The sequence below is a fragment of the Sphingobacterium daejeonense genome (assembly GCF_901472535.1).
In the GTDB taxonomy this organism is placed as follows: domain Bacteria; phylum Bacteroidota; class Bacteroidia; order Sphingobacteriales; family Sphingobacteriaceae; genus Sphingobacterium; species Sphingobacterium daejeonense.
Window position 1 is genome coordinate 1946972 of record NZ_LR590470.1, and the last position, 22787, is coordinate 1969758.

24 protein-coding genes are annotated in these 22787 nt (G+C 37.9%); 15 read left to right on the forward strand and 9 right to left on the reverse strand.

The annotated features are described in order from the left end of the window. From FGL31_RS09300 to FGL31_RS09315, 3 genes are all read left to right on the forward strand, one after another. Entirely contained in the window at positions 1–1002 is a 1002-nt protein-coding gene (locus tag FGL31_RS09300) for a glycosyltransferase (protein ID WP_138090832.1), read from the forward strand. A gap of 319 nt (positions 1003–1321) precedes the next feature. Next, complete coding sequence (locus FGL31_RS09310; protein WP_099371294.1) at positions 1322–2086, forward strand: MBL fold metallo-hydrolase; 765 nt, start codon at positions 1322–1324, stop codon at positions 2084–2086. Positions 2087–2191: 105 nt separating this feature from the next. Next, on the forward strand, positions 2192–2344 hold the full coding sequence (locus tag FGL31_RS09315) for a lmo0937 family membrane protein (RefSeq protein WP_138090834.1): 153 nt from the start codon (positions 2192–2194) through the stop codon (positions 2342–2344). On the opposite strand, the gene FGL31_RS09320 is transcribed toward FGL31_RS09315, so the two are convergent. Further along, positions 2328–3032 (reverse strand): 2-C-methyl-D-erythritol 4-phosphate cytidylyltransferase, encoded by a 705-nt coding sequence (locus FGL31_RS09320; RefSeq protein ID WP_138090836.1) that lies wholly within the window; start codon positions 3030–3032, stop codon positions 2328–2330. The genes FGL31_RS09315 and FGL31_RS09320 overlap by 17 nt on opposite strands. Before the next feature lie 94 nt (positions 3033–3126). Then, positions 3127–4176 carry a tRNA preQ1(34) S-adenosylmethionine ribosyltransferase-isomerase QueA gene (gene queA / locus FGL31_RS09325; RefSeq protein WP_099371292.1) on the reverse strand — a complete coding sequence of 350 codons (1050 nt, stop codon included), beginning with the start codon at positions 4174–4176 and terminating at the stop codon, positions 3127–3129. 270 nt (positions 4177–4446) lie between these two features. Between queA and FGL31_RS09330 the strand changes: the two genes are divergently transcribed. Genes FGL31_RS09330 through FGL31_RS28905 form a run of 5 tightly spaced genes read left to right on the forward strand, consistent with a single transcriptional unit; the run spans position 4447 to position 11532 of the window. Then, a complete protein-coding gene (locus tag FGL31_RS09330) occupies positions 4447–6906 on the forward strand; it encodes a glycoside hydrolase family 31 protein (protein WP_138090839.1) in 2460 nt (819 codons plus the stop codon). A 21-nt stretch (positions 6907–6927) separates the two neighbouring features. Beyond that, entirely contained in the window at positions 6928–8847 is a 1920-nt protein-coding gene (gene glgB, locus FGL31_RS09335) for a 1,4-alpha-glucan branching protein GlgB (protein WP_138090842.1), read from the forward strand. Continuing rightward, positions 8844–10256: a glycogen synthase gene (locus tag FGL31_RS09340; RefSeq protein ID WP_138090845.1), complete on the forward strand. Its 1413-nt coding sequence runs from the start codon at positions 8844–8846 to the stop codon at positions 10254–10256. Before glgB ends, FGL31_RS09340 begins: the two co-directional genes overlap by 4 nt. Before the next feature lie 4 nt (positions 10257–10260). Next, the gene (locus FGL31_RS28900; RefSeq protein WP_317130986.1) at positions 10261–11049 is read left to right on the forward strand and encodes a sugar phosphate nucleotidyltransferase; all 789 of its coding nucleotides are present in this window, start codon (positions 10261–10263) and stop codon (positions 11047–11049) included. A gap of 12 nt (positions 11050–11061) precedes the next feature. Further along, the gene (locus FGL31_RS28905) at positions 11062–11532 is read left to right on the forward strand and encodes a glucose-1-phosphate adenylyltransferase (protein ID WP_317130987.1); all 471 of its coding nucleotides are present in this window, start codon (positions 11062–11064) and stop codon (positions 11530–11532) included. 91 nt (positions 11533–11623) lie between these two features. Here FGL31_RS28905 and FGL31_RS09350 read toward each other — a convergent pair whose 3' ends face one another. From FGL31_RS09350 to FGL31_RS09375, 7 genes are all read right to left on the reverse strand, one after another. Beyond that, complete coding sequence (locus tag FGL31_RS09350) at positions 11624–11824, reverse strand: hypothetical protein (RefSeq protein WP_099371287.1); 201 nt, start codon at positions 11822–11824, stop codon at positions 11624–11626. Between the two features lie 109 nt (positions 11825–11933). Next, positions 11934–12197 (reverse strand): LuxR C-terminal-related transcriptional regulator, encoded by a 264-nt coding sequence (locus FGL31_RS25145; RefSeq protein WP_232046511.1) that lies wholly within the window; start codon positions 12195–12197, stop codon positions 11934–11936. Further along, positions 12176–12532, reverse strand: a complete 357-nt coding sequence (locus tag FGL31_RS25150) for a response regulator (protein ID WP_232046512.1) — start codon at positions 12530–12532, stop codon at positions 12176–12178. Before FGL31_RS25150 ends, FGL31_RS25145 begins: the two co-directional genes overlap by 22 nt. After that, positions 12525–13391: a sensor histidine kinase gene (locus FGL31_RS09360; protein ID WP_138090848.1), complete on the reverse strand. Its 867-nt coding sequence runs from the start codon at positions 13389–13391 to the stop codon at positions 12525–12527. The genes FGL31_RS25150 and FGL31_RS09360 overlap by 8 nt, the downstream gene beginning before the upstream one ends. Continuing rightward, positions 13388–13819: a hypothetical protein gene (locus FGL31_RS09365; RefSeq protein ID WP_138090851.1), complete on the reverse strand. Its 432-nt coding sequence runs from the start codon at positions 13817–13819 to the stop codon at positions 13388–13390. Before FGL31_RS09365 ends, FGL31_RS09360 begins: the two co-directional genes overlap by 4 nt. Next, complete coding sequence (locus tag FGL31_RS09370; RefSeq protein WP_138090855.1) at positions 13803–14789, reverse strand: hypothetical protein; 987 nt, start codon at positions 14787–14789, stop codon at positions 13803–13805. The genes FGL31_RS09365 and FGL31_RS09370 overlap by 17 nt, the downstream gene beginning before the upstream one ends. Before the next feature lie 89 nt (positions 14790–14878). Then, on the reverse strand, positions 14879–16183 hold the full coding sequence (locus FGL31_RS09375) for a GLPGLI family protein (RefSeq protein ID WP_138090858.1): 1305 nt from the start codon (positions 16181–16183) through the stop codon (positions 14879–14881). Positions 16184–16695: 512 nt separating this feature from the next. Here FGL31_RS09375 and FGL31_RS27695 point away from each other — a divergent pair. The 7 genes from FGL31_RS27695 to FGL31_RS25170 all read left to right on the forward strand — a co-directional run bounded on the left by FGL31_RS27695 (position 16696) and on the right by FGL31_RS25170 (position 22716). Continuing rightward, positions 16696–18012 (forward strand): SusC/RagA family TonB-linked outer membrane protein, encoded by a 1317-nt coding sequence (locus tag FGL31_RS27695; RefSeq protein WP_138090861.1) that lies wholly within the window; start codon positions 16696–16698, stop codon positions 18010–18012. Continuing rightward, positions 17942–19795, forward strand: coding sequence for a SusC/RagA family TonB-linked outer membrane protein (locus tag FGL31_RS27700; RefSeq protein ID WP_138090864.1), 1854 nt, complete (start codon positions 17942–17944; stop codon positions 19793–19795). The genes FGL31_RS27695 and FGL31_RS27700 overlap by 71 nt, the downstream gene beginning before the upstream one ends. 8 nt (positions 19796–19803) lie before the next feature. After that, complete coding sequence (locus FGL31_RS09390; protein WP_262709073.1) at positions 19804–21216, forward strand: RagB/SusD family nutrient uptake outer membrane protein; 1413 nt, start codon at positions 19804–19806, stop codon at positions 21214–21216. After that, the gene (locus tag FGL31_RS27705) at positions 21188–21481 is read left to right on the forward strand and encodes a RagB/SusD family nutrient uptake outer membrane protein (RefSeq protein WP_262709074.1); all 294 of its coding nucleotides are present in this window, start codon (positions 21188–21190) and stop codon (positions 21479–21481) included. Before FGL31_RS09390 ends, FGL31_RS27705 begins: the two co-directional genes overlap by 29 nt. Positions 21482–22113: 632 nt before the next feature. After that, complete coding sequence (locus FGL31_RS25160; RefSeq protein ID WP_232046514.1) at positions 22114–22266, forward strand: hypothetical protein; 153 nt, start codon at positions 22114–22116, stop codon at positions 22264–22266. 113 nt (positions 22267–22379) lie between these two features. Continuing rightward, positions 22380–22538: a TonB-dependent receptor plug domain-containing protein gene (locus FGL31_RS25165; RefSeq protein ID WP_232046516.1), complete on the forward strand. Its 159-nt coding sequence runs from the start codon at positions 22380–22382 to the stop codon at positions 22536–22538. After that, positions 22507–22716 (forward strand): hypothetical protein, encoded by a 210-nt coding sequence (locus FGL31_RS25170; RefSeq protein WP_232046519.1) that lies wholly within the window; start codon positions 22507–22509, stop codon positions 22714–22716. Before FGL31_RS25165 ends, FGL31_RS25170 begins: the two co-directional genes overlap by 32 nt. Positions 22717–22787 lie beyond the last annotated feature (71 nt).

Below are 22787 nucleotides of genomic sequence, written 5' to 3' on the forward strand. Positions count from 1 at the left end.
ATGTTTTTTTCCGTAATCGTACCGCTCTATAACAGGCCAGTCGAGATCAAGGAAATGTTGACTTCGCTTTTGGATCAAACCTACAAAGATTTTGAGGTGATTATCGTAGAAGATGGATCCAAAAATAAAGCGGAACATATTGTAGATAAGTTTAAAGATAAACTTGATGTAAAGTATTACTTCAAGGAAAATGAAGGTCAAGGCTTCGCGAGGAATTACGGTTTTGAAAGAGCAAAAGGTGATTATTTCATAGTTTTTGATTCTGATATTATCGTTCCCAAGGATTATTTCTTAAAAGTAATCGACGGCATAAAGGAACATGGGTATGACGCCTTTGGAGGTCCTGATGCTGCACATGACTCTTTTACTGCTATTCAGAAAGCAATTAGCTATTCGATGACCAGTCCGTTTACGACGGGAGGAATTCGAGGAAACAAAAAGCATGTTGGTCAATTTCATCCCAGGAGTTTCAATCTTGGGATATCGAGGGAAGTCTGGGAAAAAACAGGTGGCTTTAAGCTTTCCCGTAGGTCTGAGGATATTGAGTTCAGTATCCGTATGATCAATTCAGGATTTAAGGTTGGATTGATCCCTGATGCCTTTGTATATCATAAACGCAGAACCAGTTTCGGACAATTTTACAAACAGACCCATAATTTTGGGAAAGGCAGAATCGATATTTATTGCTTGTATCCCAAGGAATTAAAGCCTGTTCATGCTTTGCCGGCTGTTTTTGTGCTAGGTCTGATACTTTTATTGATGATCGATGTCATTAACCTGTTGACCATGGATGAAATTTATTTCTTACATATATTAGGTCTGATAGGCAATACATTTTTGGTATTCTATACTATCCTGTTGTTTTTACATGCGTTGGTGACAACAAAGAGTTTAAAGGTTGGGCTTTTGTCGGTTGTTGCAGCGTTTACTCAATTAATAGCTTATGGATCAGGATTTTTGAGCCAATATGCACAAAGGTTCATCACGAACAAAAGAGGATAAAGAATTGATAAAGTCGACCTGCTTTATTAAATTGTGAAGATAAGATTATATGATTTCATTAACACAGGGAAGTTTAGATAAATTAGAGGCGCTATTTGGCGATTTAGGATACAAGCTGAAGATATGAAAAAGGATCATTTCGTACTGGTGCTTGTGTATTACAGAATTCGAAGGTCGTTGTTGTAAACAAATTCTCCACCGTCGATATGAAAGTCGTATCACTTCTTCAGATCTTGGAAACCATGGAGGTTGACGAGGACTTGATTCAAGAGAAACTGAAGCCATTTTATCAAAACATTAAAAAAACGAAGATTTCGATTTGAGAGTTACATTTTTAGGTACAGGAACTTCACAAGGTGTTCCGGTTATAGCCTGTCCTTGTCCGGTTTGTCATTCAGAAGATAAACGTGATAAACGTTTACGGTCTTCTATAATGATAGATTACAACGATCGTACGATTGTTGTGGACACAGGTCCTGACTTTCGGTACCAAATGCTGCGTCAAGATGTGAAGCGTCTGGATGCGGTTTTGATGACACACTCTCATAAAGATCATATCGCTGGATTGGATGATGTAAGAGCATTCAATTATCAACAGCAACAATCTATTCCTATCTATTCAAACAAAGCTACACATGATGCATTAAGGAAGGAATTCTATTATGCATTTTCTGACTATAAATATCCTGGAGTTCCACAATTGGAGCTGGAGGAGATATTTGCGGGAGAACCCTTTGAGCTTTATGGCAAATCCATCCTTCCTATTGAGGTTATGCATTATAAGATGCCTGTACTTGGATTTCGAATAGATAATTTTGCGTACATCACTGATGCCAAAACTATATCCGAGGAGTCCTTTAAATTGCTGGAGGGTGTTGAGGTTTTGATTTTGAATGCGCTGCAGCGGGAACCTCATATTTCACATCTTACTTTGGAGGAAGCGATTGAGGTTTCCAACAGAATTTCTCCCAAAAAGACCTTTCTAACACATATTTCTCATCGCTTTGGCAAGCATATAGATATCGAAAAGATGCTGCCAGAGGGAATTTTTGTCTCTCACGATCAATTAGTTATTGAAATTTGATAAAAAAAATTGTCTGTTCAAAACAATTTGTTCTCATAGTGTGTTTAACATATTGAAATCAAATTATTGAATAAACTATTTAAACAAAACACAAATTTTATTACTATGGGAAATATTTTGTATTTAATCGCAGTTATTCTTGTTATCATTTGGGCAATTAGCTTCTTTGGAGGTTATGCAACAGGAGGTATTATCCACATTTTATTGGTAATCGCCATCATTGTGGTATTATTGAGAATAATCAGAGGGAACGCTTAGATTTATTAAATAACAGTTGAGCAATGGCTAAATCTTCCTCATAGGTAATCTTCAGGTTCTGTTGGTCACCAGGAAGGAGATAAAGGTTGTTGCTCAACTTTTCTACTACTGAGGCGTCATCTGTGAAATAACTTTCCTCTGTTTGCATATAAGCCTCAACCAACAGATTCCCCATAAACAATTGTGGAGTCTGTACCAACCATACGGACTGTCTGTCTACAGCATTACTATTTTCTGATGTGCCGATACGTACTGAGTTTGTACTTTGGACCGCAGGTATGACTGCTGGTTTTTCCACTGTACAGGTGTTAAATAGCTCATCTATCAAAACTGTGCTGATCAAAGGTCTTGCCCCATCATGTACTGCCACTTTCACATCCTTCAAGTTTAGATTTTCTTTTTTGATTAACTCGAGGCCATTTTTTACGCTCTGAAATCTTGTTGTGCCCCCAATAGCGATATAATGATGGATTTCAAAATTGTATTCAGTACATAACTCTTTCCAGTATTGGAGCATGGATTCTGAGAGTACAAGAATTATTTGAGGATTACTTGATGAATGGGCAAATTTCTCAATTGTGTGCATAAGGATAGGTTTGCTATCCAGCAATAAAAATTGTTTGGGGAGATTACCTCCGATTCTGGATCCCGTTCCTGCAGCAACGATTATAGTGAAATTCGTAGACATTCCTGTATTTTGTGATTAGAAGGACAAAGTAAATAAAATATAACAAAAAAACGCAGGCGTTTGGCCTGCGTTCAATATTTTAGATGTAATCAAATTAGATGATCAACATGGCATCACCATAGCTATAGAAGCGGTATTTTTCTTTTACGGCTACTTCATAAGCATTCATTACATTTTCATATCCTGCAAACGCAGCGATCATCACCAATAGTGTAGATTGCGGCGTGTGGAAATTTGTGATCATCGAATTAGCGATGCTGAAATCGTAAGGAGGGTAGATGAATTTTGAAGTCCAGTCATTAGCTGCTTTCAAGTGATGGTCAGCAGATACTGAAGATTCGATCGCGCGCATAGATGTTGTTCCTACAGCACAGATTTTACGTTTGTTATCGATTCCTTTATTTACGATGCGAGCTGCTTCTTCAGAAATGATGAATTGTTCAGAATCCATTTTATGTTTGGTCAAGTCTTCCACTTCCACTGTACGGAAAGTTCCTAGACCAACGTGAAGGGTTACTTCTGCAAAATCTACACCTTTAAGTTCCAGGCGTTTCATCAATTCACGAGAGAAGTGAAGGCCAGCAGTTGGAGCTGCTACGGCACCTTCGTTTTTAGCATAGATTGTTTGGTAACGGAATTTATCTTCTGGAGTTGCTTTTCTCTTGATATATTTAGGTAGAGGAGTTTCTCCTAAGATTTCAATGTTCTTGCGGAATTCTTCGTCCGTACCATCAAAAAGGAAACGGATTGTACGGCCACGAGAAGTCGTATTGTCAACTACTTCAGCTACCAATAAATCGTCATCTCCAAAATATAATTTATTTCCTACACGGATTTTACGTGCTGGATCAACCAATACATCCCAAAGACGTAATTCTTTGTTAAGTTCTCTTAACAAGAATACTTCGATAGTAGCACCTGTTTTCTCCTTGTTACCATACATTCTGGCAGGGAATACTTTGGTGTTGTTTAAGATCATTACATCTTTATCATCAAAATAATCTAGAACATCCTTGAAGATCTTGTGTTCGATTTTTCCGCTGTCGCGGTGTAAAACCATTAGACGAGATTCATCCCTTTGTTCTGAAGGTTCAGATGCTAGTAATGATTCAGGAAGATTAAAGTTGAATTGAGATAATTTCATGTTATTCTACTGATGTATTATATGCCCTCTAGCCTTACTGGGGCTAGATTTTAAAAAGGCTCACAAAATTACGAATTTTTAAGGTAATAATTGTGATTTTCTTGTTTTACAACATTATAATGATATTGGACGCTAATTTCTTGTAGCTCTAAGGGTACAATTTCTGTTATCCGGTAGTGAATTTATTTATTAACATTGGTTTTTATAAAATATATTGTAATTTAAAACAGACATTTACACTGTCTATTACCTATTTAGATTATTATTTTTATGGCAGATACAACAAAGAAGGAAGATTTCGCGAACGACTTATTACCTAACCCTGATACCTTAGAAGAAGGAATCCACCACGTAAACAACCCCGTTCTCGATTTACCAGATATAGAAAAACTTTATTTAACGGAAGTTAAAGGCTATACCCAAGACCTAAATGCGTTTTATTTTTCCGATGGACGCTCCAAAGTTGAGGTAAAAGTATATTCAGAAGATATTATTCGAGTTAGATTAGCACCAGAAGGATCTTTCTTGGTTGACTTTTCCTACGCAATCAGTTTTAAAGAAGACAATTATGTAAGCTACGAGCTGATAGAAGATGATGAATATTACAAATTAAAGACTAGCTCTGTTGTTTGTATGATTCGTAAATCAGATTTCAATATTGCTTTTGCGGATGCGGACGAAAAAGTCCTGAACAGGGATCATTCGCCCATGCACTGGGAGGAGAATGTAGATTTCGGAGGTTATTATGTTTATTGTACGAAACAAGCAGCTGCTGACGAAGCATTTTTCGGTTTAGGCGATAAAGCTACCAATTTGAACTTAAGAGGAAAAAGAGTAAAGAATTGGAATTCAGACACCTATTCATACGCTTTCAACCAAGACCCACTTTATAAGACGGTTCCGTTTTATATTGGAGTGACCGAAGGTCAGGCTTATGGGATTTTCTTTGACAATACCTTCAAAACTTATTTTGATTTTGCGGCCGAGCATCAGGATCAAACCAGTTTTTGGTCTGAGGGAGGTGAATTGCAATATTATTACATCCATGGTCCAAAGATGATGGATGTCGTAAAGCGCTATCATAAATTGACGGGTACACATTATATGCCACCGATGTGGGGGCTAGGCTATCATCAATGTCGCTGGAGTTATTATCCAGAGAATAAAGTCAGGGAAGTGGCTTATGAGTTCAGGAAGCGTGAGATTCCATGTGATGCGATCTATCTGGATATTGATTATATGGATGGTTACCGTTGTTTTACTTGGAACAAGCGTTATTTTCCAGATCCTAAGAAGATGATCTCTGATTTGAATGCCAATGGTTTCAAAACTGTTGTTATGATCGATCCGGGGATTAAGGTTGATGATAGTTATTGGGTTTTTAAGCAAGGCCAAGAGAACAATTATTTCTGCCGTAGGGGGGATGATTATTTCATGGAGGGTTTTGTTTGGCCAGGAAGATGTCAATTTCCAGATTTCACTAATCCTGAGGTTAGGTCATGGTGGGGTACTTTGTATAAAGGTTTGGTTGATGATGGTGTTGCAGGGTTTTGGAATGATATGAATGAGCCGGCAGTATTTGGTCGTGGTACTTTTCCAAATGATGTAAGGCATCAATTCGATGGTCACCGCGGATCGCACCGTAAAGCTCACAACATCTATGGTATGCAAATGGTTCGTGCAACCTATGATGGTCTTAAGAAATTATATAAAAACAAACGTCCATTTACGATTACTCGTGCTGCGTATTCTGGTACCCAGCGATATTCGTCGGTTTGGACTGGAGATAATATTGCTACCTGGGAGCACCTACGTATAGGTACGCTACAATTGCAGCGGCTTTCTGTATCGGGTTTATCTTTCTGTGGTACCGACATTGGAGGATTTACTGGTGAACCGGATGGCGAGCTATATACTCGTTGGATGCAATTTGGGGTATTTTCTCCATTTATGCGTGTTCACTCAGCCGGAGATACCCGCGATCGTGAACCATGGAGCTTTGGCCCAGAATGGGAAGCGATATGTAAGAAATTTATTGAGCTGAGATATAAATTGCTGCCCTATATTTATTCTACCTTCTGGTTACAGCATAAATATGGTGAACCTATTTTGAGACCAATTGCTTTGATGGAGCAAGACAAGGAAAAGAATATGGTAAGGGAAGAAGAATTCGGTTTTGGAAATCAATTATTGGTTTCACCAGTTCTTCATCCTGGCCAACAAAATAAAATAGTGTATTTACCTGAAGGAAGTTGGTATTACTACTTTGACAATACATATTATGAAGGAGGTCAAGAGTATACCATTGATACGCCATTGGATGAGATGCCGTTTTTCGTACGCGGGGGGTCTATTATTCCTGAATATCCAATTATGCAATTTACAGGTGAGCGTAGAGTTGAATCCTTAAAGCTAAACTTGTACTATGCTGAAGGTGAGCACGAATCAAACCTGTATTCAGATCACGGTGAAACATTTGCTTATGAGCAAGGTGTTTATGTAGAGAAACATTTCATTGCTAATTGCGATTCAAGTCAGGTCAGCATTATGCAAGGTGAAGATGGTATTTACACTCCATATTATAATGACTTCAACCTTTATTTAATCGGTCTTCCGTTTGAGCCTAAGCAAATTACGGTTGATGGAGTAAAAGTTCAACTTCAAAAGGATGAAGAAGGTCAAAATTACATTAAACTAGAACGCGATTTCAAGAAAGTTAACATTCAATAAAACGCTAAAAACATATTATTTATGCCTCAACCAGTTGAAGTACACTCCTTATTGTCCGAATTTGACGTTTCATTATTCAAGTCTGGACGGCATTATAAGCTTTATGAGAAATTTGGTTCTCATGAGCTTCTTGTCAATGGGGTCAAAGGAGTATATTTTGCGGTTTGGGCACCAAACGCCCAGACGGTTTCTGTTGTAGGAAACTTCAATGGATGGAATCCACATTCCCACCATCTGCATGTCCGTTGGGATAGCAGTGGGATTTGGGAAGGGTTTATCCCAGGAATAGAGAATGGTGAAGTCTATAAATACCATATCCATTCTAACACTGGTGAGCATCTTGAGAAATCTGATCCTTTTGCACTTCATACGGAGGTTCCACCGCGGACGGCATCAATTGTTGCTACTACTTGGTTTGCTTGGAATGATTCCGAGTGGATGTACAGTCGCAGAGAACACAATGCATTGGACAGACCCATGTCGGTTTATGAGATGCATTTAGGTTCTTGGATGCGTGATCCCAAGGATCCAGATCGATTTTTGAGCTATGAAGAGATTGCCGCTAAATTGATACCTTATATCCACGAAACTGGGTTTACCCATGTTGAGTTTATGCCCATCATGGAACATCCGTATTATCCATCATGGGGATACCAGATTACGGGGTATTATGCTGCAAGCTCAAGGTTTGGAGGTCCGCAGGATTTTATGAAATTGGTTGAATTGCTGCATGAGAATCATATTGGTGTGATCTTGGATTGGGTTCCATCTCATTTCCCTGGGGATGCCCATGGTCTCTATAAATTTGATGGGACACATTTATATGAGCATGCAGACCCTAAAAAAGGCTTTCATCCCGATTGGCAGTCCTATATTTTTAATTATGGTCGAAATGAAGTTAAGTCCTTTCTGATCAGTAATGCGTTTTTTTGGTTAGACCGTTATCATATCGACGGATTAAGGGTTGATGCTGTTGCGTCCATGCTTTATCTGGATTATTCACGGAAGTTTGGCGAGTGGGAACCCAATGAACTCGGTGGGAATGAAAATCTGGAAGCGGTGGCATTCTTAAAAGAATTTAATGAAGCGGTTTCGAAATATTTTCCTAATGTCCAAAGTATCGCTGAAGAATCTACCTCATGGTCAGGTGTTAGTCGTGCTACTTTCCATGGCGGATTGGGGTTTTCGGAAAAGTGGATGATGGGTTGGATGCATGACACGCTGTCCTATTTTAAGGAGGATCCTATCAATAGAGGATATCATCATGATAAGATGACTTTTGCTACGGTCTATGGATTTACGGAGAACTTTATGCTTCCCTTATCACATGATGAGGTTGTATATGGCAAACAGTCTTTGATATACAAGATGCCGGGTGACGAATGGCAGAAATTTGCCAATTTGAGATCCTTGTATTTATATATGTTCACTTTCATAGGTACTAAGCTTTTGTTTATGGGAGGTGAATTTGGTCAGACTTCTGAATGGAATGTCAATCAATCATTGGATTGGCATTTATTGCAGTATAAGCCACATTCAAGCATGAAGGATTTTGTGGGTGAACTGAATAAAGTTTATAAATCATATCCAGCATTATATGAGAAAGCTTTCAGTCCTGAGGGGTTCTTTTGGATTGAGCTTGGGGACCGCGACAACAGTATTTTTGCTTATTGCCGTAGAGGCCATGATTTGGAAAATGATTTGGTGGTGGTTTTGAATCTTACCCCAATAGTTCGTCATGGATTTAAGTTAGGTGTTCCGCATAATGGTCAATGGGAGTTGTTATTGAATTCCGATGATCCCAAATTCAATGGCAGTGGTGTAAAAGTGAAGAAAGTTGTTAAGTCAGAGAAAGAGCCATGGATGGGGCAGGAGCAGTCAATTGTGATAGATCTGCCACCATTGAGCGGTTTAATATTTAAAAGAAAACTAGGAAAATGAAAGTCATACATTTAAGCGTAGAATGTTTTCCTGTCGCTAAGGTTGGTGGATTGGCGGATGTTGTAGGAGCATTGCCAAAGTATCAAAGGGAATTAGGTGTCGATGCCTCGGTTATCATGCCTTTTTTTAACAGGAAATTCACTCAGGAAAATGAATTTGATGTTGTGGCCGTTGGAGAATTCTACCAAGGTTCTGCATTGCTGTCCTATGAACTGTTGAAAGAGCGGAATGATGTTTTGGGATTTCCATTGTACCTTGTTAAGATTCCTAATCTTCTGGATCGGGAGGAAATTTACAGTTACCAAGACGAAGCAGATCAATGGATCGCATTTCAACATGCGGTTTTACATTATATACAAAACAACGAAATTTCCCCAGATGTCCTTCATTGCCATGATCACCATGTTGGGTTAATTCCATTTTTAACGAAATGGAGCAATGATTTTCAATCATTGAAAAACGTAAAGACGGTTTTCACTGTTCATAATGGTCAGTACCAAGGATGGATGTCATGGAGCAAGGGTATTATTATTCCAGCCTTTGATACTTGGAAATGGGGTCTATTGGATTGGGATGGATTAATAAATCCAATAGCAACGGCCATCAAATGCTGCGATGCATATACAACGGTGTCTGAAGGATATTTAAAAGAATTATATGTTGAAGCGAATGGATTGCAAAATCTATTTTTTGACGAACGTGATAAATCAGTTGGTATTGTAAATGGAATTGATACTTCCTATTGGGATCCTGCTATTGATTCCCTTATAGATCATCATTATACCATTTTGACCGTGGATGATGGTAAAGCAGATAATAAATTAAAATTCTGCAAGGAATTTGGTTTAGACCCTACGCTGCCATTATTGAGTTACATAGGTCGTTTTGCGACAGAAAAAGGGGCTGATATTTTGCCAGAATTAATAGAAAATCTTTTGAAGCAAAGCTCAGGTAAAATAAGTATATTTATACTAGGCTCTGGAGATGCGGAGATTCAGCAAAGGATTCAAGCGGTAGCAAGCAGTTACAATAAGGATTTAGCTGTTTTCTTTGGATATAATGAGCAATTGGCGCATCGTGTTTATGCGTCTTCAGATTTATTGATTATGCCTTCAAGGGTTGAGCCATGTGGGCTGAATCAATTGTACGCACTAAAATATGGTACCATTCCTGTTGTTCGTAAGATAGGTGGTTTGAAAGATACAGTTATTGATGTTGAGGAGGGAGGTTATGGATTCCTTTTCGACGATGTAGATGCCGAAGAAGCTGCTGGGACCGTTTCACGAGCCGTCAAATATTTAAGTTATGCTGACAATCTAACAAAAACTAGAGATACAGCAATGGCACTTGATTATTCATGGAACAAATCAGCAAAGAAATATATAGAGTTATATAACCAATTAGTTTAAAGATATGTCGCATAAAGTTGTTTCTATTGTATTAGGTGGGGGTCGAGGAACCCGCTTATTTCCGTTGACTGACCAACGTTCTAAGCCCGCAGTTCCAATTGCCGGGAAATACCGTTTGGTGGATATTCCGATATCAAATTGTCTTAACTCTGGCTACAATAAGATATTTGTACTGACACAATACAACTCTGCATCTTTGAACAAACACATCAAGAACTCTTACAACTTCAGTATTTTCAGTAAGGGTTTTGTGGATATTTTAGCTGCTGAGCAGACCAATGAGGGTGATCGTTGGTTTGAGGGTACTGCGGATGCTGTAAGAAGGACGCAAAAGAATTTGGTAAATGTGGATTATGACTATGTTCTAATCCTTTCTGGCGACCAGTTATATCAAATGGATTACTCTGCCATGGTTGATTTCCATGTCAAAAATGGTGGTGAGATCACGATTGGAACAATACCAGTGACCGCAAAAGAAGCCCCTGGTTTTGGTATTCTAAAGTCTGACGAGAACAATAATGTGGTTTCATTTATTGAAAAACCTACCAAGGATTTATTGGCAGATTGGACCTCAGAAGTTCCTGAGGACCTAGAAAAACAAGGGCGAAATTACTTGGCATCGATGGGTATTTATGTATTCTCAAAAGGTGTCATGGCAAAGATGTTGGAAGAGAATAATGGAATGGACTTCGGTAAGGAAATTATTCCTGACGCTATTGGTTCTTCGAAGGTTTTAAGCTTTCCATTCGATAGTTATTGGACAGATATCGGTACTATTTCTTTCTTTCTTTGAGCAAATATTGGATTGACGGATGACATTCCCGAATTCAACTTGTTTGGAGAGACTGTGTATACACGTGCTCGGATGCTTCCGCCGTCCAAGGTTTCAGGTACAACATTGAACAATGCCATTATCTCCGATGGCTGTATCATTTTGGCGGAGAAAATTCAACGTTCAGTGATTGGGATTCGTTCCAGGATTGGGGAGGGAACAGTGATCAAGATGACTTATATGATGGGTTCTGATTATTATGAGGATCTCAATGAGGTTGTAGAACTGACTTCCTCACAAACTCCGCCACCAATTGGAGTCGGGGAAAGATGCTATATCGAGAATGCCATCTTGGACAAAAATTGCCGAATAGGCAATGATGTCAGAATCAAAGGTGGCAAACAGCTGAAAGATGGTGATTTTCCGGAGTATACGATTTGCGATGGGATTATTGTCATCAAGAAAAATGCTGTGATCGAACATGGAAGAACAATTGGTTTCTAAGAAATAAAATACAATAAAGGCCACTCATAAATTGGGTGGCCTTTTTTATTGCAAGAATGTTTTCCTGAATACCTTTGTAAAAATCAACACTTTATGATTGACCTTTTAATACAAATTCGTAAATCATATAAAAGATCGCCATAATAATAATGGCTATAATAATTACTCTAGGGATGTTGATTGCTGCTGGTTCATCATCCTTTTCTTTAATTACTGTTTCAGGTACTTTTGTTGGGTCAACATCCTCTGCATTATTGATTTTGTTTCCTTTTTCGTCTTCCTTTTCTTGCATTTTATACCTCCATTGTTACTTTTAATAAAACACTTTGGGAATAATAAAAGTTTGGTTTGGAGTTTTTAGCTTGTTATTTCTCGAATCAAGCCCATAATCATAGGCCATTTTAATAGCAGAGCTCAAGTTGGAGGTTCCTGAATTTTTCAATCAGATTTTTCCTATGAACTTTCCACTGTGTGCGGGCTAATAAATATAGTTTTTCTGCAATCTGATTGGTTGTTAATCCCATTGCTGCAACAGCTAGAATTTCTTTTTCCCTTCGAGTTAGTTTAGGAACACTTTTGAGTTCGATAGAATTCTTTTTATCAACGATCAGTTGGGTCTGCTTACATCTGAATTTATTGCCTTTTAGAATTTCTTGTATTCCCAATAATATTTCTGTAACCGATGCATTTTTTGAATATATCCATGAGCACCCTCTTGAAATGCACTGTTTATTACTGCATATTCATTGTGTACACTTAAAATAATAATCTTTAGTTCGGGATTATTTTTAAGTAAAGGAGCAATCAATTCAAGGCCATTGGCGTCGGATAAATTTATATCGAGGAGCAAAACGTCAATTTTAGTGTTATTCAAAGCATTTCTCAATGCTTCCGCCGTAGGATAGCAACCAACAATATTCAAGAAAGTTTCTTGGGCCAGAATGTTTTTTAAACCTTCTGAAAGAAGGGGATGGTCATCAGTTATTGCTATGTTAATCATGGTTGATTGATTTTGGGATAAATATGTCAAAGCTACTTCCTTGCCCCAATTCTGATTGTACTTGAAGGTTGCCTTTAAGGAAGTCCACTCTAGATTGAATATTGAAAAGTCCTGCTGTTTTGTTGTTTTTTATCATACTGTTATCAAAGCCTATTCCATCATCTTCCACTGTGATATGGTATTGTTTTTCCTCTTCTACTATTTGAATTATGATTTGGGAAGGATTTGCGTGCTTTATGGCATTGTTAACCAACTCTTGTATTATTCTATAAATGATAAGTTGCTGTTCGCTGCTAAGTTTGTTTTCATAGTGTAGGAACTGAACATCCACTTCAAGTTCTTGGTTTGACATTCTAGCAGCGTAGTCCTTCAGTGCTTCCAAGAGTCCATATTTTTCAAGAAGGTCAGGAGTAAGGTTATGGGCCACTCGTCTCAATTCGTCCACTGCCATGTCGAGGTGTTTGATACCTTTATCCATTTTAAGTTGAAAGTCTTTGTTTTCCGGTTCTCCTGCAAGTGAGAGTTGGAGCTTGGTTCCGGACAATAATCCTCCCAAACCATCATGCAGGTCACGTGCTATTCTTGATCTTTCCTGTTCTTGGCCATCAAGGAGAGCCGTTAGCATATTGATTTTGGTGTTTTGTCTTTCTTGTTCTAGAGCTAGTTGGTGTAAGTTTTCTCGTTGAAGCATATGCTTTGACCTTTGACGATAGGCATATAAAAGCAATGCGAACAATAACCCTACAGCTAAAATTAGCGCAATATAATATTTGTTAATTTTATCCTTAAATAGGATTTCTTTTTGATAGGTACTGATTTGTTGAGCTTTATTTTGATCTTCGAGTTTTGACAATTTCAATTCTTGTCTTTTTTTTCTGAGGTTAGTTTGGACAGTGTTAGTTCTTGTGCTTGGTTTTCCTGTGCCAATCTTAGGTTTTCCAAGTCCTGTTTTTGTTGGATACCCAATGCCTGCATGAGTTTGATCTGTTGCTCTTTTTGTTCTGCCTCAATCTGAAGGTTATTCAGCTGTTGATCCTGTTTGCCTTTTTCATATTGAGCTTCTAAGCGTTTACTCGTACTGAGTTTTTCCTGATCATAAATGCTGGTAAAAATATTTGCATATTCTTTGTAGAATTTTAATGCTTCCTCATTATTACCTTCTTGCTCGCTGATATGAGAAAGGCTGAGGTAAATATTCATCAACACCTGTTGATCTTGAACTTGGCTTTTATTTATTTCAAATAATGATGAAAGGAGATGTTCTTTTGCTTTATTCGTTTTTTCCATCTTCCAAAGCAATTTCAGACAGGATGCCATGAGATGATGCCACCAGATTAAATTGTTTTGTTTCCGTTGCTTTTAATCGAGCCATCTCAGCATATTTAATGGCCTTGTCCCTGTATTCTTTTGGATAGAATTTATAATAAAGATGGGCAAGGTTATTGGCAACATACGCCAAATTGGATGGGATTGGCATAGACCCCATATTATCTTGATAAATTTTCAGTGCTTTCAAATAGGAATTCTCCGCCAGATTTCTGTATTTAGTATCTTCCGGTGAGTCCAAGAATTTTTGTTCATACATATAACCTAAAGACATGTAAGAATCAAAAATGGTCATTGGGTCGTCCTGTTTGATTGCTAAATTCAAGGCCAATTTGCTGTACTTTTCCTGCAGCTCAAATTCGTTCCAATTGGCATAAATGGATGTTAATTCTTTGTAGACATTGGCTTTTCTGCTTATCAATGTATTGGATTGTTTGGCTTGGTCAAGGTAGCTCAATGCTATCATAAATTGCTTTACAGCTTCACTTTCCTGTTGTTCACGTGCTAATATCCAGCCATAGCCGTAATAAACATAACCTTTAGTTTCAATGTCCTTGCTGCGGTCGACTAATGCTTTTGCTTTTAAAATAGATAACCTTGAATTCAATTTATCATCAGCAATCAATTGATTGATTGCGAGAATTGTGTTCAGGTAAGCTCCATATTTTGTTTCTGAAAGTTTGTTGGTAAATACTAGGTCCTTTTTGAGCAGTTCAAACGCTTCGTTTTCTCGTTGATTGAAAAACAGTGCTTGAGCAAGTTTTCCAGTAATAAATACTTTTTCAGGATCGCCGGGTTTGAATTGTCGATATTCTTCTTCGAGTTTTGAAAGAAGATCTTGTGCGTAAATGTCCGAATGATTTAGGGTCAACAAGAAAAACGAGAATAATAAGGACCAGAGATATTTTTGTTTTTCTATTATTTTTATCATTCTTAAATCATTTATTTAACCCCCAAAATTAAGCAAACAGAGCCTAAATTAATAGGCACTGTTTTTAAATTCAAGGGTAGTTGCTCATATTATTCGATATCTACTTTTTCACCTTTGATATTGATGAAAATCATTTCACCATCTTTGGTTTCTACGGATGCGTGTCCATCATCAAAATTAGTGGCAGCCGTGAATTGTATAGGAATCACTACTTTTCCAAAATTGTCAATAAATCCATAATTATCTCCCTTTTGAACCAAATGGACAGGGTCGGTTTCAGAAAGGGCAATTAGGTCGTAATCGTCGCTAACCGGTTTATTGGTTTTGATATTATATAGGTTATAATGATCCTCATCTGTGGTCACAAACACTTCATCGTTAAATTCCATAATTAAGGGGTAGGTGATAGGGACGATCAATTTTCCATTTTTATCTACAATACCATATTTTTCATCTTTATTTACTGAAACATAGCCTTTGTTCATATGACTGACCATATCATATTCTGCGTTAATTATTGGCTGGTCAGTTGCAGAGAGGATTCCATATTTTTCTCCTATACCATAAATATATTGTTGATTGATCTCATCATAAGAAAGGAAGTCATATTTAAATGGGATTTTTATGTTTCCATTCTTATCCATTGATCCAAAATTTCCTTCTGCATCAATTACCGTTGTAATTCCACCCTTAAAATAATCAAAGTAACCATACTCCGCTTTCGTTATCTGCTTATCGTTTTCATCTTTTAGGCCAAGGTAGTTTTCAGATTCGTCATAATACAAAAACCTGTCCTCATCAATCTGCGTATCTGCACCAATGGCGGAATCTTCTGTCTCCTCATCTTCTGTTTCCATTTCAAATTCAGTATAGGTTTCAGGTATTTCAAAGAAGTTCGTTGGAACATTTTCTTGATTGATATCAACTGCCTTAAATCCATTTTTGCCAATCATAACTTCTAAAGCTGCACCGGGAATATTTTTCAAGAATGAAAATTGGCCCCAATAAAGAACAGGGATTTTATCGGTATACCAGATTTTGATCAAATTATCTTCATCATCTAATTCCGGATCTATCTTCACAATTGCTAATTTGCAAGGGTATCCTGCTATATTCTTGGTTTCACTCGAAAGTTCAAATGGTAAATTTTCATTTTCTGAATTATATGCATCATTGTTTTCCTCTTCTAAAATGTGATATTCTTCAGAAGGAGCAAAGAGGAGGAAAGATTTATTATTTGTTTTATTTAGGATCTGAGCGCCGTTATCTTCTTCATTGGTCACGACCTTATTGAAAGAATCGTTTACCCATGCTCTGAGATTAAAATTGCTGGAATTTTTATCCAACGTTTGACCTTCTGCAATTGATAAATAATCAATTTTAAATACTTTCAATGATTGTGCTTGTGAGGTTAGGGTGGCATCCCGCTAATAATAATATCGTATTCAATATTCTTTTCATCCTTGTAATAATTATTACACAAAAATCGAAAGATTTCTGATTGAAAACATCCCTGATAACAGCTAATTTTTACGTCGAAGGTTCCTGCTTAAAAAGAAAGGTTTTTTAAGCAAATAGGAGGAGGGATAAAAAGAGAACGCTTTCAAATAAATTAATAGTTGTGACATGTTGATTGATTGTAACAGTTTTGATTTAATTGATGTTTTTTATCCAATTAATCTATTTAGTTGGGATTTATAAGATATTATAAGTCAATTGTATAAATTACATTAATATAAAACATACAATTACTTAACATTAAATTAATATAGAGTTCCTGTTTAAAAACCTTTATAAACATAAAATTCTATTATTTTTGGCCGATAACTTTTTAGAAATTATTATACGTTACTAAACTTTTTACATCTAATTTTTCCTACTCTATCAGGAGAAAAAACAATCAATCATGAAGAAGAATTACGCTTTTCTATCCATTTTGATGGGATTGAGTTTATGTTCATGGGCAGATTCAAGGCCGGCTTTTTTATCAGAGAATTTAGGTCTCAAGCATTCTGTCTATAAGCAAGAAACTATCCGAGGATTAGTCCAAAGCTCTACTGGTGAGTCTATCGCTGGAGCATCTATTAGAAATCTCAGTACCGGCAGTACAGTTCAATCTGATGCCGAAGGAAGGTTTGAAATTGCGGGTCAGGTTGGCCAACAATTGCGGATTTCCATTATTGGTTATGAAACTCAAACGTTATCGATCAGTTCGTCTACGATGAATGTTCAACTGGCTGCGAGCGATGAGGCCTTGGAAGAGGTTGTTGTTGTCGGTTATGGCACCCAGAAGAAGGTGAATTTGACGGGAGCAGTTGCTACGTTAGGGGGCGAGGAGCTTGAAAGCAGGCCAATTGCGAATATTGGTCAGGGATTGCAAGGTCAATTGCCAGGATTGACAATCAAGAACAATAATACAGGTCCGGGGGACTCCGCGCCTCAAATCCGTATACGCGGTATTGGTACATGGGGAGATGCTAATCCATTGATCGTAATCGATGGGATTCCTGGTGGAAATATGAACATCCTGAATCCGGATGATATCGAGAACATTTCTGTTCTGAAGGATGCTGCTTCATCTTCTATTTATGGTGTCCGTGGTGCTAACGGAGTTATTTTAGTAACTACCAAAAAAGGAAAATCTGGAGCACCAAGCCTGAATTTCAGCAGCTATTATGGATGGCAAACTCCTACAGCGCTGCCTAAATTCCTGGGTTCTGTTGATTACATGATTCTGCAGAATGAAGCAAATGAGAATGCAGGCCAGGGTCCGACTTATTCTGAGGAACAAATTGAGATTGCCAGAAATGGATCTGATCCTAATTATTTTGCCAATACCAATTGGATCGATGAGGTTTATAAGAAAAGTGCTCCTCAACAGAACTACAACCTGAGTTTGCAGGGTGGATCTGACAAAACTAGTTATTACGCATCCTATGGATACTTGGGAGAAGGTGGTTTGGTTATCGGTGATAACTTTAAAGCAGGCCGTCACAATGCAAGGCTAAGAATGAGTACTGAGATTTTGGACCGTGTTCAATTAGATGGTAATCTGGGTTATGTTGACCGCGGAACTTATGGTTCTGCATCCGGTAATGATCCATTATCTATGGCTACTTCCATACGTCCTTTGGTACCTGTTCATTTCACGAATGGAAGTTGGGGGCTATCATGGTGGGCAGAGCAATCCAGTAGCTATTGCAACCGATGGTGGTACGAATAACTTTACTTCACAAGAAATCACTGCGAACATTTCTGCTACCATCAATCTGATGAAAGGATTGGACTTGCGTGGACAATATGGCTTGGTGAAATATAATTCGAAGAGAAATAGGTTGTTGAAGACCATTAATTATTATAGTCCTGATGATGATAAATTAATTTATCAATCGAACTTCCCGAACAGTATCCGCATGGACCACTATTCACAGACTTATCAGACATTTGTTGGAACGGCAACTTATAGGACTTCTATTTTAGATAAACATAATATCACAGGTCTATTAGGGTATTCATTGGAGGAAACTGTAGGAGCAGATTTTTGGGCATCTCGCCAGAATCTACCTGTTCAAGATCTTGAATCATTGGCAGTAGGTACAGAAAATCAATTAAACAATAGTTCAAGTACACAGAATGCATTGATGTCCTTCTTTGGGCGTTTGAATTATGATTATCAGAGTAAGTATCTTCTTGAAGGAAACTTCCGTTATGATGGGTCATCCCGATTCCATCCTGATGTTCGTTGGAACTGGTTTGGTTCATTTTCTGCTGGTTGGGTTTTCTCAGAGGAAGCATTTTTCCAAGACTTGAAGAGTTTCTGGAATTTTGCAAAACTTAGAGGTTCATTCGGTACGCAAGGTAATGATAAAGTAGGCCGTGATTTCCCTTATATGGCAACTCTTGCATCTGTTCAGATTACTAGCAACAACCCTATAGGAGATGAAGGTCAAGTTGGATTTAGGCAGACCTTTATTCCTAATAGATTTATTACTTGGGAATCGTCCGAAAAAACGAATATCGGTTTAGATTTAGCTTTCCTGAACAGCAGATTGAGCGTAACAGGAGAGTACTTTATCAATAACACCAAATCAATTATCCTTAATCCGCCTTTGCCAGATGTAATCGGGGTTGGTACTGGTTATCCAGCGCAAAACTCAGGTGAAGTTCAGAACAAGGGTTGGGAAGTTGTTGTAGGGTGGAAAGATAAAGTTGGTGAATTAAGCTATTCAGCAAACTTCAACCTATCGGATGTCAAGAACAAGATTACAAAACTGGAGAATTATGCTACCAATCTCGGCGATAAGGTTCGTCTAGAAGGATATCCATTGGATGCTTTTTATGGCTTTGAGGCAGATAGGATTGCACAAGAGAGTGATTTTACCGTTGTGGACGGTAAGTATGTTCCAAATTTCCCATTTCAGAAGGGTGATTTAGTTGCTCCTGGAGATTTGATTTATGTACCACAAGATCCTGATGCAACAGCTATCACAGCATTGAATGACCGTGTTATTTTAGGGAGTGATATCCCACGTTATACTTATGGTTTTAGGGGAGATCTAGCCTACAAAGGTTTTGATTTCAGTTTCTTTCTACAGGGGGTAGGCAAGGCAGATGGATACTTAGGTGGTTCAGCACGTCATCCATTTATAAACAACAGTGCTATGCCACAAGAGATCCACTTGGATCGTTGGACTCCAGAAAACACTGATGCTTCGTACCCAAGATTGGTTTACATGCGTACGCACAATACACGTTTGTCTTCCCAATGGATTGAAGACGCATCTTACCTAAGATTGAAGAATATCCAATTGGGTTACACTTTCCCGACCGACTGGATGGAAAAAGTAAGGGTTTCTAAAATGAGAATTTTTGTTTCTGCGGACAACTTATTCACGAAAACGAATTTCTTTTACGGTTATGATCCGGAAATCCCATCAGGAAATACAGGGAACTTCTATCCACAAGTTAAGACCTATGTTGTAGGTATCAATTTTAACCTTAAATAGTTTTAGACATGAAATTATCATTCAATAAAATAAGTAAGATCAAGATTGCCATCTTCATGATGGGCATTGGTACTTTGAGCAGCTGCAGTGATTTCTTGGATCGCGTTCCCGAGGATGAGATCGTTGATGAAACTTACTGGCAGACTCAGGAACAGCTAGAAATGGCAGTTACTGGGATTTACTCCAGAGTAAAGGCTAAGAATATCGTCGATATGGAAAACATGGGTGAGAATACCATGTGGCCAACGACAACCGAATACAAGGATATTGGATCTGGGGTTTTTCCAGTTACCCAACCCACAGTTGACAATGAATGGCGCAATATGTACCGTGATATCCGGGAGTCGAATGCCTTCTTGGCGAATTATGAGCGTGCTCAAGAAACCGAACCAGGTGCAAATGCACGATTAGCCGCAGAAGTCAGGGTAATCCGTGCGCTAGGGTACAGCTTTTTGACTTCCTTTTACGGAGATATTCCTTTGGTATTGGTTCCTTTGGATCCCGATGATCCTCAATTATATGAGGGTAGAAATTCTCAAAAAGAAGTTGTTGATTTTCTTTTAAAGGAGTTGGATGAGGCTGCGGCAATTTTGCCTGAGAAAATTCCTTCGGGCAAGGATTTGGGTCGTGTAAGCAAGGGGACAGCCTTGGCTCTGAAAGCTAGAATTGCTTTGGCTTATGGCCGTTATGATGTGGCTGAAAAGGCTGCTAAGGACGTAATGGATATGGGCGTATATAAATTGTACAGCAACGGCGATCCAAAAACAGCATATTACGATTTATTTACCCGCAATGGCAAATTGGCATTAGGAAACAATAAGGAAACATTGTTTGCCCGTTTACACAAAATGGATGTCATTATGCACAACTTGAGCAGGGAGATTCAAGTTCCAGATCAATTTGCTCGTTTCGTTCCTACAAAATCTCTAGTAGATTCTTATCTATGTATTGATGGGTTACCGATTGAGAAGTCTCCATTGTATAAAGATGCTACTTATGAGGATGTTTTCAAGAACAGGGATCCAAGGATGACTCAGACGATCCTTACGCCAGGTGATAAATGGGGTGGCCGTTATGATGGCAGACCAGTTTCTGAGAATGCCGATCCAAGTATTTTTATGGTTCCGAAATTCACTCAGGATGGTCGAGGTTCTGTTACTACAACGGGATATTATTACAAGAAATATGTAGACCTTTCTGCTGTTCCAAATTACAATCGTGATGATAATGATATCCATCATATCCGTTATGCTGAAGTGTTGTTGACTTATGCAGAAGCAAGGATGGAACAAGGGAAATTAACGCAAGATGATTTAGATAAAACTATTAACCTATTGCGTGACCGTGTTTGGGATGAAACACATGGAGTTAAGTTTCTTGGCCCAAAATGGCATGGATGTACGCACGGAAATCCGTCGTGAGCGAAGGGTAGAGTTGGTTTTGGAAGGACAGCGTTATTTTGATGTTAGAAGATGGAAAGAAGGAGATCGCCTTGGTAAGGATATCGAAGGAGTTAAAGCTTCTTGGTTTCCTTCATTGGCAGGTTCTGCTTACAGGAAAAATGCTCAGGGCTTTTTGGTGGTTCAATGGAACCGCGCATTCGAAAGTCCTAAGAATTATTTGTGGCCAGTTCCACAAACCCAAATTGACAGAAATCCAAACTTAGGACAAAATCCAGGCTGGTAATTTTTTGAAGGATTTTTTGGAAAGGGCTGTTCATTTGTGACAGCCCTTTTTTTGAAAAATTTTTGAAAAAATTTTTAGAAAAAATCCGATGATTTTTAGGAGTGTCACTTAGGTTAATTAAAAATATTTTATGTATTAATATTATTACAAAATAGAAAATAATTAATTATATAGTATAATTCAACTGATTTACATTTGTTTAAATACTATATAATCGAATGTTTAAATTTGTTATTTTTGTATTATGTTTATCTGATCAATAACAAATTTTTAACAACTTAATTATTTGGTAACAAATAATTAATCGTAAACCAATATTGTAAAACCTTTCTTTGCACGCAAGGAAACTTATACTTTAAACCATGAAAGAAACTCTGCCTTTGTGCCCATTTTAGTGGGCCTTTCACTGCTTTCGTGGTCTGCCGCTCATGCTACTTACAGGCATGTTGACTTAGACCGGGCTTATGTGATCAATCAAAACGTTATTAGAGGAAAAATTACTTCAGAAACTGGGGAAGTTTGTTGTTGGAGCATCTATCAGCAATATTTTCTTTTAGGTTCCAGTACCCAGACTGGATGAGAATGGGAATTTTGAGATATCTGGATCTGTTGGTAATGAACTTAGGATTTCGATGGTTGGATTTACTACCAAAACTGTTACAGTAACAGGTAGCCAAATGAATGTTACCATTGTTGCATCAGATCAGAACCTTGATGAAGTAGTCGTTGTAGGTTATGGAAAGCAAAAAAAAAGTAAATTTAACGGGTGCTGTAGCACAAATTGATTCGAAAGTTTTACAAGATCGACCGGTGGCAAATGCAACACAGGCCTTACAAGGAGCTGTACCAAATCTGAATATAAATTTTTACAAACGGTAGGCCAGGAGGTGAAGGAAAAGTGAATATCCGTGGGTTTGCTTCAATTAACTCTGCAAACGCTGCTCCTTTGGTATTGATAGATGGAGTTCCGGTAATATTAATACTATCCAATCCAAAGGATATCGAATCTATTTCAGTTTTGAAAGATGCTTTCTGCTGCTGCAATTTATGGTGCTAGGGGAGCATTTGGAGTAATGCTAGTTACTACTAAAAAAGGACAAGCAGGGAAAATGACCATTGGTTACAGCAATAATTTTGGAACCTCAGATCTAACCGTCAATACAGATTTTATAACTTCCGGTTATGACGCTGCAAGACTAAATGATGAAGCATTCTTGAGAGCAACGGGGGAATAGTTATACAAACTATACTGAGGATGATTATGCTGAATTATTAAACGAAAAAATGATCCCTCATTACCTTCCGT

Coding starts and splice junctions, on each gene's coding strand:
- FGL31_RS09390 (WP_262709073.1), top strand. CDS start 19,804: ATGAAATTATCATTCAATAAAATAAGTAAGATCAAGATTGCCATCTTC.
- FGL31_RS25150 (WP_232046512.1), bottom strand. CDS start 12,532: ATGATTAACATAGCAATAACTGATGACCATCCCCTTCTTTCAGAAGGT.
- glgB (WP_138090842.1), top strand. CDS start 6,928: ATGCCTCAACCAGTTGAAGTACACTCCTTATTGTCCGAATTTGACGTT.
- FGL31_RS27695 (WP_138090861.1), top strand. CDS start 16,696: ATGAAGAAGAATTACGCTTTTCTATCCATTTTGATGGGATTGAGTTTA.
- FGL31_RS09350 (WP_099371287.1), bottom strand. CDS start 11,824: ATGCAAGAAAAGGAAGACGAAAAAGGAAACAAAATCAATAATGCAGAG.
- FGL31_RS09340 (WP_138090845.1), top strand. CDS start 8,844: ATGAAAGTCATACATTTAAGCGTAGAATGTTTTCCTGTCGCTAAGGTT.
- FGL31_RS25170 (WP_232046519.1), top strand. CDS start 22,507: ATGCTTTCTGCTGCTGCAATTTATGGTGCTAGGGGAGCATTTGGAGTA.
- FGL31_RS09370 (WP_138090855.1), bottom strand. CDS start 14,789: ATGATAAAAATAATAGAAAAACAAAAATATCTCTGGTCCTTATTATTC.
- FGL31_RS09365 (WP_138090851.1), bottom strand. CDS start 13,819: ATGGAAAAAACGAATAAAGCAAAAGAACATCTCCTTTCATCATTATTT.
- FGL31_RS09315 (WP_138090834.1), top strand. CDS start 2,192: ATGGGAAATATTTTGTATTTAATCGCAGTTATTCTTGTTATCATTTGG.
- FGL31_RS09330 (WP_138090839.1), top strand. CDS start 4,447: ATGGCAGATACAACAAAGAAGGAAGATTTCGCGAACGACTTATTACCT.
- FGL31_RS09300 (WP_138090832.1), top strand. CDS start 1: ATGTTTTTTTCCGTAATCGTACCGCTCTATAACAGGCCAGTCGAGATC.
- FGL31_RS27705 (WP_262709074.1), top strand. CDS start 21,188: ATGGATGTACGCACGGAAATCCGTCGTGAGCGAAGGGTAGAGTTGGTT.
- FGL31_RS09320 (WP_138090836.1), bottom strand. CDS start 3,032: ATGTCTACGAATTTCACTATAATCGTTGCTGCAGGAACGGGATCCAGA.
- FGL31_RS25160 (WP_232046514.1), top strand. CDS start 22,114: ATGGTTGGATTTACTACCAAAACTGTTACAGTAACAGGTAGCCAAATG.
- queA (WP_099371292.1), bottom strand. CDS start 4,176: ATGAAATTATCTCAATTCAACTTTAATCTTCCTGAATCATTACTAGCA.
- FGL31_RS27700 (WP_138090864.1), top strand. CDS start 17,942: ATGGAAGTTGGGGGCTATCATGGTGGGCAGAGCAATCCAGTAGCTATT.
- FGL31_RS28900 (WP_317130986.1), top strand. CDS start 10,261: ATGTCGCATAAAGTTGTTTCTATTGTATTAGGTGGGGGTCGAGGAACC.